This is a genomic window from Acinetobacter sp. C15 (genome assembly GCF_013420645.1).
GTDB classification, from domain to species: Bacteria; Pseudomonadota; Gammaproteobacteria; order Pseudomonadales; family Moraxellaceae; genus Acinetobacter; species Acinetobacter indicus.
Genome location: NZ_VOXR01000002.1, coordinates 91,898 through 109,131 on the forward strand (window position 1 = coordinate 91,898; position 17,234 = coordinate 109,131).

A 17,234-nucleotide genomic window follows, 5' to 3' on the forward strand; every position below is an offset into this window, starting at 1 on the left:
CTTGGATCAAGAAAAATTGCGTCAAACAACCAGCCGGCTTAGCGGCGCGACAATTAAGCAATATTCTACCACACTCTTACTCGTGGGTAGCATGGCTTCTAGTGCTCATATTAGAGCATCTGGAGATTTTTTCCATGCACCTACAAATCTGAACGCCATAAAACAAAGCATGGTGGCGGAATTTGCCCTCGCCTCGAATGACGTGGCCACCGCCTTACATAACTATACTGTACTGGCAATTAAAAGTAATTCAACCAGTATTAAACAGCGCGCACTGAATATTGCACTGGAACACAATGACTTAAATGCAGCTTTGGACATTGCCACCCACTGGGTGATTCAAGAACCGGAAGATGTTCCAGCCCTGTTTTATCTGGCGCATATTGCCCTGAAAGCGCATGAATATGACCTGGCCGCTGAAACCCTGGACAAGATTCTGGCCATTGATGCCACTGCCGATTTAGAACAGATTCTGGCCGGTATTGCCCCGGAGTCGCTAGAAGATCGTGAGTTTCTGATTCAGGCACTACGCACCAGCAAAGAAAAAGATAATCCCTCAATTCTGATTCTGATTGCCGGTTTAAAAGCCCAGAATGGCCAGTTAGAAGAAGCGCTGGAAACGGTCAACCGGGTGCTACGCAAACGTCCGAAAGTGACCGGTTATATCCTGCTCAAAGCCAGCCTGCTAAGTGCGCTGCAAGACTCGAAAGCTGCCCAGGAATGGTATGCCAAATCCAGCCGCAAACATAAAAACAATCTGGAAGTACGTCTGGCTGAAGCCAAATATCTGTTAAAAACCAATCAGCCGGAATTGGCCCTGACCAAACTGGAAGCGATGCTGGAAAAATGGCCAAAGGAAGATGAAGCCCTGTTTCTGGCTGGTCTGACCAGTATTGACTTGAAGCAGTATGAAAAGGCCGAGAAATATCTGGTCGAGTTGCGTTATTCCAACCAGTATCAAAATGAAGCCTATTACTATCTGGCGGTCAATGCCGAGCGTAAACAGCATTTTGAAACCGCCAAAGCCTATTACCGTCTGGTCGATGGCAGCCTGTATACCGTTTCGCGGCGCAGCATGATCAATATTTATAGCCAGCAAAGCCGCCAGCATGAAGCCTTACGCTTTTTGACCCAGGAACGGGTCAATTATCCGCAGCACGCCAGTTTTTTATATCAGGCTCAGGCGGAAATTCTAAAGCGCATGAACAACAAGACTGCCGCCTTAAGACTGCTGGATGAAGCCATCCGCAATTTACCCGATGATCCGGAACTGCTGTATTCAGAAGTGTTGCTGCTAGACCCTTATCAGGACAAAGACAAACTGGATCGTTTACTGAAAAAGCTGTTACAGGTCGAGCCGAACAGTCCGACTTATTTAAATGCCTATGCCTATACCCTGGCGCTGCAAAACCGCCGGCTGGATGAAGCACGCCAGTATGTGGAACAGGCACTGGAATTCGCCCCGGAACAGGCCTCAATTCTGGATACTTTAGGCCTGATCAGCTATCTGCAAAATGATTTTGACACCTCTGCCCAGGTGCTGGAAAAGGCTTTTGCCTTAAGTGCAACAGTCAAAATTGGGGTCCGTTATGCCAAGGCGCTGTATATGCAGGGCAATTTGACAAAATTTAGTCAAGTTTTACAACAACTCCAACAAAAATATCCAAATGATCCGCAATTAGAACAGCTTCATTCGTTATTGTTACCGCAACACAGCCCTCAGAGTTAATACGCATGCAACTTATTTCCAAACTCAGTCTTAGTCTTGTCACGGTCAGCACCCTGGTGCTGAGTGGTTGTCAGCAGTTCACCCAACCGCAAACACCCGCAAGCCCAATGGTTGAGGCAGAAAATCAGTTTCATCTGCAAGGAAAAATCGGGGTACGCACACCACAGCAGTCAGGCAGCGCCTTTTTTAACTGGCTGCAACAGCAGGAACAGTTTGATATTGAACTAAGCGGCATTTTAGGCGTCGGTAAAACACAGATTTCCGGCCAGCCGGGACAAGTCACACTGAATAGCGCCAAAACCGGCACTATTCAGGCAGCAACAGCCGAAGAACTGCTGCAGCGGGCCACCGGCTGGCAAGCGCCAATCAGTCATATCATTGACTGGGTGCAGGCACGTCCGGCCACTACACAGGCCAAAGTCGCTTACGATAGCCAGCGTCGTCCAACCCAGTTTCTAGAAGATGGCTGGACCGTTGATTTAAGCTATAACGAACAGGCGCGTTTGCCAAACCGTTTAATTTTAAAGCAAACATTTGAATCCGGTCAGGAGAACCGTATTACAATGGTGATCCAAAACCGTTAATTTTGTGCTGTCATGATTCGTGTTCCCTCACCTGCCAAACTAAACCTGTTTTTGCATATTACTGGCCGCCGTGAAAATGGCTATCATGAACTGCAAAGCATTTTCCAGCTGATCGATCTCTACGACTGGCTTGAATTTGAGCCATTGGATACAGCCGAGATTCAGATCGACGGTTTAAATTCAGTCGATCTGGAACAGAACCTGATTTATCGGGCGGCGCAGATCTTAAAACCTTTTGCCCAAGCGCCGACCGGTTTAAAAATCCGGCTGGACAAACAGATTCCTATGGGTGCCGGACTTGGTGGTGGCTCATCCAATGCCGCCACCACCCTCATTGTGCTGAACCAACTGTGGCAATGTGGACTCAATTCTGAGCAGCTGGCCGATTTAGGGGTGCAACTGGGCGCCGATGTGCCGATTTTTGTCCATGGCCGCAATGCCTGGGCAGAAGGTATTGGTGAACACTTAACATTCATAGACTTAGAACAAAAACAGTACATAGTGCTAAAACCTGACTGTTTTATCAGCACTCAACTGCTTTTTTCACAAAAAACATTGACAAGAGATACGAAGCCATCTAAATTTTGCGCCTATCAGTTGAAGCCATCTGATTTCGGAAACAACTTTGAGCCACTGGCCAGAGCCTTATATCCTGAAGTCGATGAAGCCATGCAATATCTGGATCAGTTCGGAGTTGCCAAGCTTACAGGTACAGGTGCCTGTGTTTTTATTGAAGTGACTTCAGAAATGAAGATTGATGAGATTCTGGCTCAGGCACCATGTAAAGCTTACCTGGTCCACAGTTTAGCCGAATCACCATTAATTCATTTCAAAGTTGAATAGGGGTATCGCCAAGTGGTAAGGCAGCGGGTTTTGATCCCGCCATCCGTTGGTTCGAATCCAGCTACCCCTGCCATTTTTCACCTGTAGATGTACTGTATTAGGGGTATCGCCAAGTGGTAAGGCAGCGGGTTTTGATCCCGCCATCCGTTGGTTCGAATCCAGCTACCCCTGCCATCTTACAGTCATCAAATTTAGGGGTATCGCCAAGTGGTAAGGCAGCGGGTTTTGATCCCGCCATTCGTTGGTTCGAATCCAGCTACCCCTGCCATTTTCTCGAAAAAGACAGAGCATTGGTTTGCTGTTCTGCTGTTAATTTACCTTGACATCGACCAGCAAAAATATTAAAGTTCTGCCGCATTAGGGGTATCGCCAAGTGGTAAGGCAGCGGGTTTTGATCCCGCCATTCGTTGGTTCGAATCCAGCTACCCCTGCCATCTATTTCCATACATTCCAACCGCCAAGGGTGCTTCATGCCCAATCTTGTCGTTTTTAGTGGAACTGCGCATCCACAATTCGCCCAAAAAGTCGTAAGCCATCTTCACATTCCTTTAGGTGCTGCCTCAGTCGGTCAATTTTCTGACGGTGAAATTGCTGTAGAAATTACCGAGAATGTACGTGGTAAAGACGTTTTCATCGTTCAGCCTACTTGTGCCCCAACCAATGATAACCTGATGGAAATCCTGGTGATGGCAGATGCATTGCGTCGTGCAAGTGCTGGCCGTATCACTGCCGTGATTCCTTATTTCGGTTATGCCCGTCAAGATCGTCGTCCTCGTTCAAGCCGTGTGCCAATTACTGCAAAAGTGGTTGCAGATATGTTGACCACTGTCGGTATTGACCGCGTGGTGATGATTGACCTGCACGCTGACCAGATTCAAGGTTTCTTCGATATTCCTGTAGACAACATTTACGGTACGCCAGCGCTGCTTGCTGACTTACGCCAGCAGTCACACGACAACCTGATGGTGGTTTCACCTGACGTGGGTGGTGTCGTACGTGCCCGTGCTGTTGCCAAGCAAATGGGGGATATCGACCTTGCGATCATTGATAAACGTCGTCAAAAAGCCAATGAATCACAAGTGATGCATTTGATTGGTGATGTGAAAGATCGTGACTGCGTCATCGTGGATGACATGGTCGATACCGCAGGTACCCTGTGTAAAGCAGCAGATGCACTCAAAACTTTTGGTGCGCGTAAAGTGGTTGCTTATGCTACTCACCCGGTGCTGTCTGGTAAAGCGATTGAGAACTTAAAGAATTCTGTGATTGATGAACTGGTTGTTACTGACACCATTCCATTATCAGAAGAAGCTCAAAACCTTGGCAAGATTCGTCAGGTTTCAGTCGCAAGCATGGTTGCTGAAACAATTCGTCGTATTAACAACGAAGAATCTATTAGCGCAATGTTCGATTCTTATCTATAATAGTGCGCTAAATTTTCAAAAGCCCTGCTTTATGCAGGGCTTTCTATCACCAGATCGGTCGCAGGTCTGGTTTATTTAACCTGAAATAGGATGTCTATCATGGCAAACTTCGTATTAAACGCTCAAGCGCGTGAAGCAGCTAACCAAGGGAAAGGTGCGAGCCGCCGCCTTCGTCACGCTGCTCAAGTTCCAGCTATCATTTATGGTGGCGACGCTGAGCCAGTAGCAGTAACTTTAGAACTTCGTGAGCTTGTAAAAGCTTTAGAAAGCAATGCTTTCTTTGAAGAAGTTGTAGAAATCAAAGTAGGCGACAAAGTTGAAAACGTGAAAATCCAAGCGTTACAACGTCACCCTGCTAAAAACACACCAATGCACGCTGACTTCAAACGCGCATAAGTGTTAATGGTGTAAATTAGTGTCAAATATTTCACTGATTGTTGGTTTGGGCAACCCAGGTGCTGAGTATGCCCAAACCCGCCATAATGCAGGCTTCTGGTTTGTTGAACGCCTTGCAGATCAATATGGCATCTCTTTAAAAGCTGATCCGAAATTCAAAGGCATCAGCGGTCGCGGTAATATTGAAGGTCAGGACGTTCGTCTGCTATTACCAACAACCTTTATGAACCGTTCCGGTCAAAGTGTTGTGCCCTTCGCCAAATTCTATCAAATCGCACCTGAAGCCATGCTGATTGCCCATGATGAACTGGATATGAATCCGGGGATTATTCGCCTGAAAACTGGCGGCGGTCATGGTGGTCATAATGGTTTACGTGACATCGTTCCGCACACCGGTCCAAATTTCCACCGTTTACGCATTGGTATTGGTCATCCGGGGTCTAAAGAACGTGTTTCCGGTCATGTGCTCAGCAAAGCCCCAAGCCAGGAACAAGGCTTGATGGATGATGCTCTCAGTCACGCGCTGTCTCGCATGAAATTACTGGTCAATGGTGAGATTCAGCAAGCCATGAACCAGATCAATGCCTATAAACCCAACGAATAACCTAATAATTGTTGAACAATCCTGCTTGCCATCTGGCAAAATTGGGCGCAAAATGCGCTCGTCGGCTGATTCGGTCGCAGTGATTGATTCAACCATAAGATAAAGATCTTAGGTCCACTAAGGAGACGCTAGCCATGCTATCTCGTTTATTAAAATGCAAAATTCACCGTGCTTTCGTGACACATGCGGAACTTCATTATGAAGGTTCATGTGCAATTGATGGCAAACTTATGGATTTAGCTGGCATTCGCGAATACGAAGAAATTCACGTCTGGAACGTAACCAATGGCAAACGCTTTACCACTTATGCGATTCGTGGTGAAGACAATTCAGGCATCATTTCAGTCAATGGTGGCGCAGCACATCAGGCAGATGTCGGCGATATCATCATTATTGCGACTTTCGGTGATTTCACTGAAGTAGAAGCCAATGCGCATAAACCACGCCTGGTATATGCCAACCCGGACAACACCGTGAGCCACACCGCCAACTGTATTCCGGTACAAGTCGCTTAAGACCTAAGATCATCCTACGAAAAAGCCCGTATATTGAATTGCGGGCTTTTTTATGACGTCAATATTCATAGATCATTTAAAACAGATACTGCCCTGCTGTGCTAATCAGGCCATATAGCGCAATCAGAATTAAAAGAGCACCACACAGCGCCAGTACCGGCCGATAACCGCGTGACAGCGTTAAACGGTAAAAACCCAAATACAACAAAGACAAAGTCAGAAAATCCAGTACAATCCAGCTGGCGGTCAGCAGGATTAAGCTGTTATTAAAATGATCGGTGACCTGAATAAATTGCGGGAAAAAGGCACTAAAAAACAGAATATCTTTCGGATTGGAAATCCCGACCAGAAAACCCTGCCGAAATCCGCCTACAGCGCTGGCCGTCTCCTGTTTCGGTCCGGCCGCTGCCCGGCTTTCCTTGAGAATGTCCACCCCCAAATAGGCAATATAGACACAGCCTAGCAGCTTAATTAAATCCAGCCAGAAGGCCTGAATATTGAAGATGCCTTTTAAAATCAGCACCGAGCAGGCAATTAACAGCAAAGAAGCTAAATTAGTCCCGACAATGGTCTGAAACGCCCGCCGGTAACCACCTTTGAGTCCGGCACCAATCACCAGCATCATCACCGGGCCTGGGATGGCAATCATGATCACCACCACCAGACAGTACAACAGATATTCAGCCATATTGATCATCTGTGGTACTCCTGCGCTACTCTTGCTTAAACCTTAGGATGAAAAACTAGTCATCCTCTTCCAGACTGACTTTTAATAAATGCTGGCTAATGCCATCGGCACGTAAAAATGCCAGGTCATAACTCGCAGTCGCCAGTGCCAGTACCCGACGCTCAAATTCCTGCCACAGTGGTTTAACCTGCGCGGCCTGAATACCAAGACCACTGTCATCGGCCAGATGCTTGTTTTTTTCACATAATTTGAGCGCATGATATAACTTGCGGCCTGCGCTGGCATCGGGACGTAAACGCACCCGCTTTGACAGGACAAAATGCTCTACCTGCGGCAAGCGGGCAAATGGCAACATCGGCACCAGAATCTGGTCCAGCTGGGCATCCAGACGCTGCCAGACAGCCGTTTGCTGTTCGGGGGTATAGCCATTCCAGCGTATCACTTCATGATTAAAACGACGACAACCACGACACACTGAATCACCAAATACCGTAGAGCAGCGGCCTGCACACGGGGTCAATGAGGCGATTCGACGATCCGTACTCAAAATATACTCCAGAAAAGCGCAGTAATGCCGGCCTGAATGCGGCCGTATTACTTTTGGTAAAATCATAGGCGAGGATAGGCATCATAGCCGACTCTATCGCAGATTTAAAACCATATTTCTGTTCTGGATTTCTCGCTATCTGGGCACTTTCACGCTAAAATATGCCCCTCAAATTTTTTATATCACATTGGAGTACTCCATGAACGCTACTGTAGAACAGCTTGCACCTGTAGAACAGCAAGCGACCTCTGGTTGGGTTGTTGCCGCACTTTATCAATTCAAAGAAGTTCAAGATCCTGCGGATCTACAACAACGTCTTTTAGACTTGGTAAATAGCATCAACCTGTGCGGTACTCTCATTGTGGCGGGTGAAGGGATTAATGGTACGGTGGCGGGCGACCGCGAAGCCATTGATCAGGTACATCAGTTTCTTTTAAACGAAGGCTTTAGCGCGATGGAATATAAAGAGTCGCACAGCGCCGACAAGCCTTTCCGTAAAATGAAAATCAAGCTGAAAAAAGAAATTGTGACTTTGGGTGTAGAGGTCAAACCACGTGATCTGGTCGGCCATTATCTGGACCCGAAAGAATGGAACGAACTGATTGCACGTGATGACGTAATTTTAATTGATACCCGCAATGACTATGAATACAAGGCCGGGACTTTTAAAGGCGCGATTGATCCACAAACTGAAACCTTCCGTGAATTTCCAGACTATGTGAAAAAAGAACTGGAACAGCACAAAGACAAGAAAATTGCCATGTTCTGTACCGGTGGGATTCGCTGTGAAAAATCCACTTCGTTATTGCTGCAAGAGGGCTTCCAGGAAGTTTATCATCTGAAAGGCGGTATTTTGAAATACCTCGAAGAAACCCCGGCAGAAGAAAGCCTGTGGGAAGGTGAATGTTTCGTATTTGATGGTCGTACTGCGGTTACGCATGGTGTGGAAGAAGGTCAAAATACCAAGTGTCATGCCTGTGGTTGGCCTTTACTGCCAGAAGAAGTGGCAGAACCAAGCTATGAACACGGCGTATCTTGTAAATACTGTATTGATAAAACCACAGAAAAACAGAAAGCCGGCTTCCGTATGCGTCAATCTCAGATTGCAGCGGCAAAACGCAAACGTCTGTAATAATGTAAACCAGTACAAATAATTTTACAAAAAGCCCTATTTATAGGGCTTTTTTTACGTCTATTTACATACCAGAATCAATTCAATACCAAAGCACCCTCTGGTACTAACAGAAGCCAGTCATGCTTAGGCTAAACTCCAAATCACAACAAAAACAATGCAGTTTTATTTTGACGTACAGATTCTCACCCATGGACAAGGATTGACTTATGCAAAGAACGATAACAACACGCTATAAACACCAATTCCGTACTGCCTTACTACAACGAGCGCATCAGCAGCAAGATCTGCAATTGCACCACCTGAAACAGCAGCTTGAACAGCGTTCACACTTGTTTATTGTGGGGTTTGGCACCGTGCTCGGCGCGATTCTGGCAATGTTTATTGCCTATCACCTTTCCAATATCTGGAGTGGTTATCTGATTGTCGCTGTCTTGCCGCTGCTGGTGGCGTATGGGCTTCGAAAAGTCTATGTGCATACCCTGTCGCATACCACTGAGGAAGATTTTTAGTTACGTTTCAGCTCTTTACTGAAAAACCAATCCTCTTTAGCATGAAGGTCTAATTTTTAGGCCTTCTTGACTTTATGAACCTGACCGAATGGATTATTTCCATTATGGAACAGCTGGGCTACTTCGGTATTGCCCTGCTTATGTTTCTGGACAACGTATTCCCCCCTATTCCTTCCGAAATTATTATGCCTTCTGCTGGTTATTCGGCCTCACAAGGTGAATTACTGTTTGTTGGTGTCGTGGTTGCCGGCTGTTTCGGTACGCTACTGGCCGCGGCCTTGCTGTACTGGGTCGGCTATAAATTCGAACATGATGCGATTTTCCGCTTTGTCGACCGCTACGGAAAATACCTGTTCCTAAAATCGGCCGATGTCAAAAAATCACTGGACTGGTTCGAGCAGTATGGGCATCGCATTGTCTTTGCCGGACGCATGATTCCGGCGGTACGCTCTTTAATTAGTATTCCCGCCGGCATGAGCCGGATGCCCTTCTGGAAATTCATGTTCTACAGCAGCCTCGGCACCATCATCTGGACCACTTTTCTGGCTGCGGTCGGGTTTTATTTTGGCGAAAATCAGGCGCTGATGCAGAAAATTTTTAGCCAGGTCGGCTATGTCATTATTGCAATTGTGATTGCGATTATCGGCTGGATTCTATACCGTAGGTATATGCGTAAACGCGCTTCGTGATGTGCATTGGCCGAGCTACAGGCCAAACTTGGGGATTCAATGAAACACTATTTGCTGCATTTGGCTGCAGTCTACAGCATTGCGCTGGTCCTGCTGACCATGGTTCTGGTTTATGGTTTAAATCTTGGGGTATTAACCCTTTTTCCAACACTGGTGGTGGTCGCGCTGATCAATGCCAAACATTTTGTAAAACGTGAAAAACGCCTGCCGACCTCAGATGAAAGAATTCAGCTGATTTGGGGCAGCAGTGCCGTGGCCATCATCATTGGCAGCCTGTTTATCTTTTTTATGGTGCTGATGAACCCCTATGCAGAGCAGATTATTCAATCGGCTGAGAAAATGGGACTGGCCCTCATGGCAGTGTTGATGCTATGTATGGTCGCCATCCATGGTGCGGTATTTTATGCCACCTACGTCTGGTATGCCGCTTATTGCGCCAAACAGTAGTTAGCAATTTCAAACACTAATCAAATATGCTTTAGAAATTCTGTTGTGCAGATGGGTGGCTTCCGGACAGCGCATCTGCACGGAAAATTTAACTGTATGTAAGTAAGCCCTGCTTTTCGTCACCAGAAACCGACATAAGTTATTTATCTTAACGTGAAAGGTGCAATTCTCCTGCCCGCGCTAGGTGCTGTCTGATCTAAGTTAAAACTCAAGAGATCCGCTTGATCTTAATTTTTTGATTCATTTTACTTAGATCATCATCAGCCCCAAGAGGATACAGACATGACGAATCCAGAAATAGAAACCCAGCGCCAGCAGGAACAAAAACGCGAACAGGTCAAACAGCTACCGAAACAGCAGCAGCAACAGCTGAATGCCAACCCGAAAACAGGTGAAACCGGCACCCATCCGGTGGGTACCAGTGTCGGTGCGGTCGGTGGTGCAGCCACAGGTGCCGCAGTCGGGGCCACCACCGGCCCGATTGGCGCAGTGGTCGGAGGTACCATTGGTGCCGTGGTGGGCGGTCTGGTTGGTAAAACCGCTGCAGAAGCCGAAAACCCGACCGAAGGTGATGAAGATATTTACTGGCATGAACACAGCCAGAGCCAGCCTTACTATACCAGCCTGCAACATACGCATCCGGACTTAAGCTATGAGCGCGATTATCAGGCCGCCTACCGGGTCGGTTATGCCCAGCGCTCACGCTATGAACCGGGTACACGCTTTGAAGATGTAGAACCCGATTTACGCAGCGAATGGGAGTCCACCAAGGGCGATACCCGTTTGGCCTGGGAAGATGCCAAACATGCGGTGCGTGATGCCTGGAACCGTATGACCCGCTAATGTAATCCGGCTATAAAAAAACACCTCCGAGGAGGTGTTTTTTTATTTATTCGGTTTGCATCAGTTTGGAGTGTGATACATCAAATACAGTTCATTAAGGTTGTCCGGAATTTCTTCCGCCAGCTCATCCATTAACTGACCATTACGACGGAAGCTTTCCATTTGCGGGTCTTCTTCATCAATGCCGCTAAACACCATGATTGGTAAAGTCAGATCTACCAGCTGTTCTTCAAATTCTGGCGTGAACCAGGCTTCTTCATTCAGGAACATGGCATCCACAAAGCCCACACTCCAGTCGCCCAAGCTTGATTCTACATCTGCTTCTTCAATTTCGAATGGAAATTCAATGCCTTCTTCATTGGCCAGGTTTTGACGAATGGATTCGAGCCAGGTTTTCACCTGCGCTACGATTTCTGCCGGCACTTTTTTCTGGTTGCCTTCAAACAGTTCATCCAGCCATTGGTCAAATTGCGGGCCGACTGCAATGGCACACAAAAAACCATGAGTGGCAGCAAAATCTAGACCGTATTCGTTCTGGTCACCATCTAGATATTCACTCAACAGGTCTAAATCTAAAGCACTCATCTTAAATCCAAAAATCGTCTATACAAGGTATAGCATAGCATTTTCCGAAGACTTTACTGAACCCAAATTTCAGTCATCTTCGTCGTCAAAATCATCTTCGTCGAAGTCATAATCAAAATCCTTGAGATCACGCTCCAGTCGACGCTGTGCCAGCAAATCATCAATCAGGCGACGTTTTTCTAACGATTCTTTCGCACTGATTTTACCTGCCGCTTCATCGAAGCTGACATCATCATCACCGTAGTTATCATCTAGTTCAAAATCTGTTGAAGACACTAAAACTACCTCAGAATGAAAAATGTGAATGGGTTTAGCCGCTATTTATCTGCCTTTGAAAAAGTTGTCAAGTTTTATTTATATTTTTTGTTTTTCCCGACTATTTTTGGCTTGTATTTCGCGCTAAAATTTGTGTATTTATGAAGACCTTATCTGAATAAGTATAGTTTAAAGCATATGACAAGAATATTTCGCGGACAAAACGGATGCCAGACTTGAAAACCGGGCAAGATGCCCCATATTCCTATTCAGTTTTGCTTTCAAACATTTTTATAAAATCATGCTTGATTGATCAAATCAGAAACTTTTACAGCAAATTGTGCTATCATGCACGGTTTTTCACTGCCACAGATTCAACGAAGAGTAAGCAAAGATGAGCGATATGACTTCCCCTACTTCGCAAGTAGCGGCTCTGATTAGCCGAGGCAAAGAGCAAGGTTACCTAACTTATGCCGAGGTTAACGATCATCTCCCAGACTCAATCACGGAAAGCGAACAGATTGAAGACATCATCCAGATGCTTCAGGACGTGGGTATTCCTGTGCATGAACGTGCACCTGAATCTGATGATGCGATGTTCGAAGACACCACAGAAGCTGCAGATGAAGTCGCTGAAGAAGAAGCAGCGGCAGTACTGGCTTCTGTAGAAAATGAGCCTGGCCGTACCACGGACCCTGTGCGTATGTATATGCGTGAAATGGGGACCGTTGAGCTGTTAACGCGAGAAGGCGAAATTAGTATCGCGAAACGTATTGAAGAAGGCATCCGTGATGTGCTGCATTCAATTGCGTACTGGCCAAATGCCGTTGAAGTGGTTCTACAAGAATACAAAGATTATGAAAATGGCGAACGCCGCCTGGCCGATCTGCTTTCAGGTTACTTAGATCCTGAAACCGATGAAGAAATTCCGGAAGTACAGGAAGATGAAGCCGTGCTCGACGATGAAGAAGAATCGAGCAGCAAGAGCACCAAAGATGTCAAACTTGATGACGACGATGAAGAAGAAGAGTCAGAATCGGATGATGATTCTGAAGCGGATTCTGGTCCGGACCCTGAAATTGCCAAAGTACGTTTTGCCGAGCTGACTGAAGCCTGGAAAAACACCAAAGACGTCATTGCAAAGCATGGCCGTAACAGCAAAGAAGCGGAAGCTGCGTTACAGGCTCTGGCCAGCGTGTTCATGATGTTCAAATTTGCGCCGCGCCTGTTTGATATTATTTCAGAAATGATTCGTGGCACGCATGACCAGATTCGTGCAGCAGAACGTGAAGTGATGCGTTATGCAGTACGTCGTGGCCGTATGGACCGTACCCAGTTCCGTACGACTTTCCCGGGTCAGGAATCTAATCCGGCATGGTTAGACGAACAGATTGCCAAAGCTCCTGCAGAGATGAAAGGCTACCTGGAAAAAGTGCGTCCTGACGTACTGGCCTTCCAGCAAAAAATTGCCGACATCGAAAAAGAGTTGGGTCTGAATGTTAAAGACATTAAAGACATTGCCAAACGTATGGCGGTGGGTGAAGCCAAAGCACGTCGCGCCAAGAAAGAAATGGTCGAAGCCAACTTGCGTCTGGTGATCTCGATTGCCAAGAAATACACCAACCGCGGCTTGCAGTTCCTGGATCTGATTCAGGAAGGTAACATCGGTCTGATGAAAGCGGTAGACAAGTTTGAATACCGTCGTGGTTACAAGTTCTCGACTTATGCGACTTGGTGGATTCGTCAGGCGATCACACGTTCGATTGCCGATCAGGCACGTACCATCCGTATTCCGGTACACATGATTGAAACCATTAACAAGATTAACCGTGTTTCTCGTCAGTTGTTGCAGGAAATGGGCCGCGAACCGACACCGGAAGAACTCGGTGAACGTCTGGAAATGGACGAAGTGAAGGTACGTAAAGTCCTGAAAATTGCCAAAGAACCGATTTCCATGGAAACGCCAATTGGTGATGATGAAGATTCGCATTTGGGTGACTTTATTGAAGACAGCAACATCACCTCTCCAGTCGATGCAGCGACTTCAGAAGGCTTAAAAGAAGCAACACGCGAAGTGCTGGAAAACCTGACTGAACGTGAAGCCAAAGTCCTGAAAATGCGTTTTGGTATTGATATGCCAACCGATCATACTCTGGAAGAAGTCGGTAAGCAGTTTGATGTGACCCGTGAACGGATCCGTCAGATTGAAGCCAAAGCCTTACGTAAATTACGTCACCCTTCCCGCTCTGAACACCTGCGTTCATTCCTGGAAAACGACTAAGTCAGCAGCGGCTTGAATTGGGATCAATCCATCCCCATTTAAGTAGCAATGCCAAAACGCCTGCGCCTTGCAGGCGTTTTTCAATCTTTTGAGGTAATTATGATTGACCGCACTCCCTCTCGTGAATTACAAGAGCATCTTTGGGTTTTTCCGATGGATTACCCGATTAAACTGATTGGTCTGGCCGGTGCAGAGCTGCGTCAAGCGGTGAACGATATTTTCGTGAAACACTTCCCGGACTTTGATGGCGACAAAATGACCGTGACCCCGTCGCGTACCGGTAAATACCACTCGATTACTGCACAGCTGCGTTTCGAGGAGCTGGAACAGGTGCATGCGGTCTATGCCGATTTAGCTGCCTGCCCGCTGATTAAAACCGCGCTTTAAGTTTCAAAAAAAACACGCTTCATGCGTGTTTTTTTATGGCGTACCGTGCAAGCGCAGTAATTTAAAGCAGGCATACTCCCATTCCTATTCTGAATCATTATAATTCACATCAGCAGATTTCATTTTTAAGGACGCAGCCTGTGACCGATGCGCTTCAAAAACCGACCCTCATTATTCGCCAGTATTCGCAATTAACACCGTATCAAGACCGCTTTTTAGAGATGAAGCAGTTGACTGAACAGCGTGATGCCAATACCCCCGATGAGCTCTGGATTTTGCAGCATCATGAGGTGCTGACCCAAGGTCAGGCCGGCAAGGCAGAACATATTCTGATTCCCAGCCATATTCCGGTGGTACAAACCGACCGTGGTGGACAGGTGACCTGGCATGGTCCGGGCCAGCTGGTGGCGTATTTCCTGTTTGACCTGAACCGTTTGGGCTGGAATGTCCGCACGCTGGTATCGTATGCCGAAAACCTGATGATTGCGCTGCTCAAAAAATATGGTATTGAAGCTTATGCCAAAGCAGATGCGCCGGGTGTATATGTCGCGGAGCGTAAAATTGGCTCATTGGGCTTTAAAATCCGCAAAGGCCGTAGTTACCATGGACTAGCGCTGAATATTGACTGTGATTTGAGTGGTTTTCAAACCATTAACCCCTGTGGGTATGCCGGTCTGGAAATGGTGCGCATTCAGGATTTAGTCCCAGACTATCCATCGTTTGAAACTTTATGCCGAGATATCATTGAAACTTTAGAGCACAGTGGTTACTTTAGTGAGGTTCAAACCATTCAAGCCTAAATGACTTTACTTTTGAATAAGAAATAAATTAGAGTATTTACTCTAAACCCAATAATAGATGTTAACAAAGGGACTCAGCGAGTGATTTCAAGCAAAACCGTGAAGCCCGCTTTGCAACAGGCCTATGTCAAACTCATGATGGATGTGATTGGCAGAGGTCTGGTGATGGCAAGCCAGGTCGATCAAGAAATAAAACAGGAAGTTGCAAAGTTTCCCGCAAATTTTATCCTGTCCATGAAAGTGTTTCCCAATGGACCTGCGTTCATTGCCCGGGTGACTGAAGATCATCAGCTCGAACTGCTGCCTGAACTGGATGGCAAACCCGATCTGGTCATTACCTTCAAGCATCTGACCCATGCCTTTTTGGTGTTCTCGTTTCAGGAAAGTACGGCACAGGCCTTTGCTCATGACCGCATGATTGCCGATGGTGACCTGTCTTATGCGATTCGTCTGGTGCGTTGCCTAAACAAAATGGAAGCCCTGATTTTACCTAAACTGCTGGCAGAGCTGGCTGTCAAACAATACCCATCCGAACTTAGCTTAAAAGAAAAACTCAGCGGAGCTGCCCATATTTACCTGAAAGTGGCTCAGTCCTATTTCCAACGGAGTGCATAACATGGCGAAGCCTTATTACGAATTTTTTTGTCCAGTCAAAGTCATTGCCGGCAATGCCGCACTGGAACACATTCCGTTTGAATTGGTGACTTTAGGCGCGAAACGCCCGCTGATCATTACCGATAAAGGGGTACGTGGAAACAACCTGCTGGCCCCGGTTGAAGCGGCTTTTGAATCAACCGATGCTGAAATTGGCTATATTTTTGATGATGTGCCACAGGATTCAAGTCTGGACACGGTACGTAAAGCCGCGCAGCTGTATCGTGACCACAACTGTGATGCCATTATTGCAGTGGGTGGTGGTTCGGTGATTGATACCTCCAAAGCCACCAATATTCTGGTAACGGAAGGCGGCGATGACCTGCTGAAATATTCAGGTGCGCACAACCTGCCAAAACCATTAAAGCCCTTCTTCGTGATTCCGACCACATCAGGCACCGGTTCAGAAGTCACCATGGTCGCTGTGGTGTCAGAGACTGAAAAGAATGTCAAAATGCCATTCGCTTCTTATTACCTGATGCCACATGCCGCGATTCTGGACCCGCGCATGACCCAGACCCTGCCACCGCATTTAACGGCAATGACAGCTATGGATGCCATGACCCATGCGGTTGAAGCTTATAGCTGCATGGCCTCGAATCCGATTTCGGATGCCTATGCCACCGCCGCAATCAAGAAAATCAGCAATAACCTGTTTAAAGTGCTGGACAATCCAAGCGATGCCTATGGCCGTCTGGAACTGGCACAGGCCTCGACCATGGCTGGTATTGCCTTCTCCAATTCGATGGTGGGTCTGGTACATTCCCTCGGGCATGCCTTAGGTGCAGTGGCGCATCTGCCGCATGGACTGTGCATGAACCTGTTCTTACCCTATGTGCTGGAATACAACAAAGATGTCAATGGCGACAAAATTGCCGAACTGCTGCTGCCATTGGCCGGCCCGGATATTTATGCCCAGACTCCGGCGCATCTGCGTGCCGATAAAGCCATTGCTACCCTGCTGACCATGCGCGACCGTCTGTATGCCATGACCAAATTGCCACGCACCTTGAGTGAAACCGGCAAGGTTACAGAAGCACAGCTGGATGAAGTGGCCGAAAAAGCCCTAAACGATGGCTCGATCATTTACAACCCGAAAGAAGCCAGTCTGGAAGATTTGAAATCTATCTTAAAAAAGGCTTGGTAATTTCCAGCAAATAGGCGAATATAGCCAAAATTTCTAGAAGCCTGATGTTTTTTTAAGCATCAGGCTTTTACTATACCCAAGAAAAAGTTCTTATTTATTCAGATGATTGGCATATTTTCTGCTAAAAATTTCTGAAAAAGTTACTGACAAAAGCAACCATTTTGGAGTAGAT

21 protein-coding genes and 4 tRNA genes are annotated in these 17,234 nt (G+C 46.8%); 21 read left to right on the forward strand and 4 right to left on the reverse strand.

Annotation, left to right across the window (positions count from 1 at the left end; translation table 11 throughout):
- Positions 1–16: 16 nt before the first annotated feature.
- The 11 genes from FTT63_RS01360 (at position 17) to panD (ending at position 6,095) form a co-directional block, all read left to right on the forward strand.
- Positions 17–1,729, forward strand: coding sequence for a tetratricopeptide repeat protein (locus tag FTT63_RS01360; protein WP_168396333.1), 1,713 nt, complete (start codon positions 17–19; stop codon positions 1,727–1,729).
- A 5-nt stretch (positions 1,730–1,734) separates the two neighbouring features.
- Positions 1,735–2,313, forward strand: coding sequence for a lipoprotein insertase outer membrane protein LolB (lolB, locus tag FTT63_RS01365; RefSeq protein WP_168396334.1), 579 nt, complete (start codon positions 1,735–1,737; stop codon positions 2,311–2,313).
- A 12-nt stretch (positions 2,314–2,325) separates the two neighbouring features.
- A complete protein-coding gene (gene ispE / locus FTT63_RS01370; RefSeq protein WP_005176175.1) occupies positions 2,326–3,156 on the forward strand; it encodes a 4-(cytidine 5'-diphospho)-2-C-methyl-D-erythritol kinase in 831 nt (276 codons plus the stop codon).
- Positions 3,155–3,229 (forward strand) — tRNA-Gln (locus FTT63_RS01375). The genes ispE and FTT63_RS01375 overlap by 2 nt, the downstream gene beginning before the upstream one ends.
- Before the next feature lie 26 nt (positions 3,230–3,255).
- A tRNA-Gln gene (locus tag FTT63_RS01380) sits at positions 3,256–3,330 on the forward strand.
- 19 nt (positions 3,331–3,349) lie between these two features.
- Positions 3,350–3,424, forward strand: a tRNA-Gln gene (locus tag FTT63_RS01385).
- Positions 3,425–3,515: 91 nt separating this feature from the next.
- Positions 3,516–3,590: transfer RNA gene (locus FTT63_RS01390), tRNA-Gln, on the forward strand.
- 36 nt (positions 3,591–3,626) lie between these two features.
- A complete protein-coding gene (locus FTT63_RS01395) occupies positions 3,627–4,580 on the forward strand; it encodes a ribose-phosphate pyrophosphokinase (protein WP_005176171.1) in 954 nt (317 codons plus the stop codon).
- Between the two features lie 99 nt (positions 4,581–4,679).
- Positions 4,680–4,976, forward strand: coding sequence for a 50S ribosomal protein L25 (rplY, locus tag FTT63_RS01400; protein ID WP_005176167.1), 297 nt, complete (start codon positions 4,680–4,682; stop codon positions 4,974–4,976).
- Between the two features lie 19 nt (positions 4,977–4,995).
- Positions 4,996–5,580, forward strand: coding sequence for an aminoacyl-tRNA hydrolase (gene pth, locus FTT63_RS01405; RefSeq protein WP_016659905.1), 585 nt, complete (start codon positions 4,996–4,998; stop codon positions 5,578–5,580).
- A 134-nt stretch (positions 5,581–5,714) separates the two neighbouring features.
- A complete protein-coding gene (gene panD, locus FTT63_RS01410; protein WP_005176160.1) occupies positions 5,715–6,095 on the forward strand; it encodes an aspartate 1-decarboxylase in 381 nt (126 codons plus the stop codon).
- Between the two features lie 76 nt (positions 6,096–6,171).
- On the opposite strand, the gene FTT63_RS01415 is transcribed toward panD, so the two are convergent.
- Together FTT63_RS01415 and FTT63_RS01420 are read right to left on the reverse strand one after the other, a co-directional pair.
- Positions 6,172–6,789: a LysE family translocator gene (locus FTT63_RS01415; RefSeq protein ID WP_180191917.1), complete on the reverse strand. Its 618-nt coding sequence runs from the start codon at positions 6,787–6,789 to the stop codon at positions 6,172–6,174.
- Between the two features lie 49 nt (positions 6,790–6,838).
- Positions 6,839–7,330: a DUF1289 domain-containing protein gene (locus tag FTT63_RS01420; protein WP_075174416.1), complete on the reverse strand. Its 492-nt coding sequence runs from the start codon at positions 7,328–7,330 to the stop codon at positions 6,839–6,841.
- Positions 7,331–7,529: 199 nt separating this feature from the next.
- On the opposite strand from FTT63_RS01420, the gene FTT63_RS01425 reads away from it, so the two are divergent.
- The 5 genes from FTT63_RS01425 to FTT63_RS01445 all read left to right on the forward strand — a co-directional run bounded on the left by FTT63_RS01425 (position 7,530) and on the right by FTT63_RS01445 (position 10,953).
- The gene (locus tag FTT63_RS01425; RefSeq protein WP_005176153.1) at positions 7,530–8,462 is read left to right on the forward strand and encodes a rhodanese-related sulfurtransferase; all 933 of its coding nucleotides are present in this window, start codon (positions 7,530–7,532) and stop codon (positions 8,460–8,462) included.
- A gap of 209 nt (positions 8,463–8,671) precedes the next feature.
- Complete coding sequence (locus tag FTT63_RS01430; RefSeq protein WP_016659901.1) at positions 8,672–8,974, forward strand: hypothetical protein; 303 nt, start codon at positions 8,672–8,674, stop codon at positions 8,972–8,974.
- Positions 8,975–9,048: 74 nt separating this feature from the next.
- On the forward strand, positions 9,049–9,663 hold the full coding sequence (locus tag FTT63_RS01435) for a DedA family protein (RefSeq protein ID WP_180191907.1): 615 nt from the start codon (positions 9,049–9,051) through the stop codon (positions 9,661–9,663).
- Positions 9,664–9,702: 39 nt separating this feature from the next.
- A complete protein-coding gene (locus tag FTT63_RS01440; RefSeq protein WP_168396336.1) occupies positions 9,703–10,110 on the forward strand; it encodes an ABZJ_00895 family protein in 408 nt (135 codons plus the stop codon).
- A gap of 282 nt (positions 10,111–10,392) precedes the next feature.
- The gene (locus tag FTT63_RS01445; RefSeq protein ID WP_168396337.1) at positions 10,393–10,953 is read left to right on the forward strand and encodes a glycine zipper domain-containing protein; all 561 of its coding nucleotides are present in this window, start codon (positions 10,393–10,395) and stop codon (positions 10,951–10,953) included.
- 60 nt (positions 10,954–11,013) lie between these two features.
- Here the strand turns inward: FTT63_RS01445 and FTT63_RS01450 are convergent, their stop codons facing one another.
- Together FTT63_RS01450 and FTT63_RS01455 are read right to left on the reverse strand one after the other, a co-directional pair.
- A complete protein-coding gene (locus FTT63_RS01450; RefSeq protein WP_005176137.1) occupies positions 11,014–11,538 on the reverse strand; it encodes a YecA family protein in 525 nt (174 codons plus the stop codon).
- A 69-nt stretch (positions 11,539–11,607) separates the two neighbouring features.
- Positions 11,608–11,814: a PA3496 family putative envelope integrity protein gene (locus FTT63_RS01455; protein WP_005176134.1), complete on the reverse strand. Its 207-nt coding sequence runs from the start codon at positions 11,812–11,814 to the stop codon at positions 11,608–11,610.
- A gap of 373 nt (positions 11,815–12,187) precedes the next feature.
- On the opposite strand from FTT63_RS01455, the gene rpoD reads away from it, so the two are divergent.
- From rpoD to FTT63_RS01480, 5 genes are all read left to right on the forward strand, one after another.
- Positions 12,188–14,074, forward strand: a complete 1,887-nt coding sequence (gene rpoD / locus FTT63_RS01460) for an RNA polymerase sigma factor RpoD (RefSeq protein ID WP_163142590.1) — start codon at positions 12,188–12,190, stop codon at positions 14,072–14,074.
- 99 nt (positions 14,075–14,173) lie between these two features.
- Positions 14,174–14,461, forward strand: a complete 288-nt coding sequence (locus FTT63_RS01465) for a YbeD family protein (protein ID WP_005176130.1) — start codon at positions 14,174–14,176, stop codon at positions 14,459–14,461.
- Positions 14,462–14,601: 140 nt separating this feature from the next.
- Positions 14,602–15,261: a lipoyl(octanoyl) transferase LipB gene (gene lipB, locus FTT63_RS01470; RefSeq protein WP_005176127.1), complete on the forward strand. Its 660-nt coding sequence runs from the start codon at positions 14,602–14,604 to the stop codon at positions 15,259–15,261.
- Positions 15,262–15,342: 81 nt separating this feature from the next.
- Positions 15,343–15,876, forward strand: coding sequence for a hypothetical protein (locus tag FTT63_RS01475; protein ID WP_005176124.1), 534 nt, complete (start codon positions 15,343–15,345; stop codon positions 15,874–15,876).
- A 1-nt stretch (position 15,877) separates the two neighbouring features.
- A complete protein-coding gene (locus FTT63_RS01480) occupies positions 15,878–17,062 on the forward strand; it encodes an iron-containing alcohol dehydrogenase (protein ID WP_180191908.1) in 1,185 nt (394 codons plus the stop codon).
- The last annotated feature ends 172 nt before the right edge of the window (positions 17,063–17,234 follow it).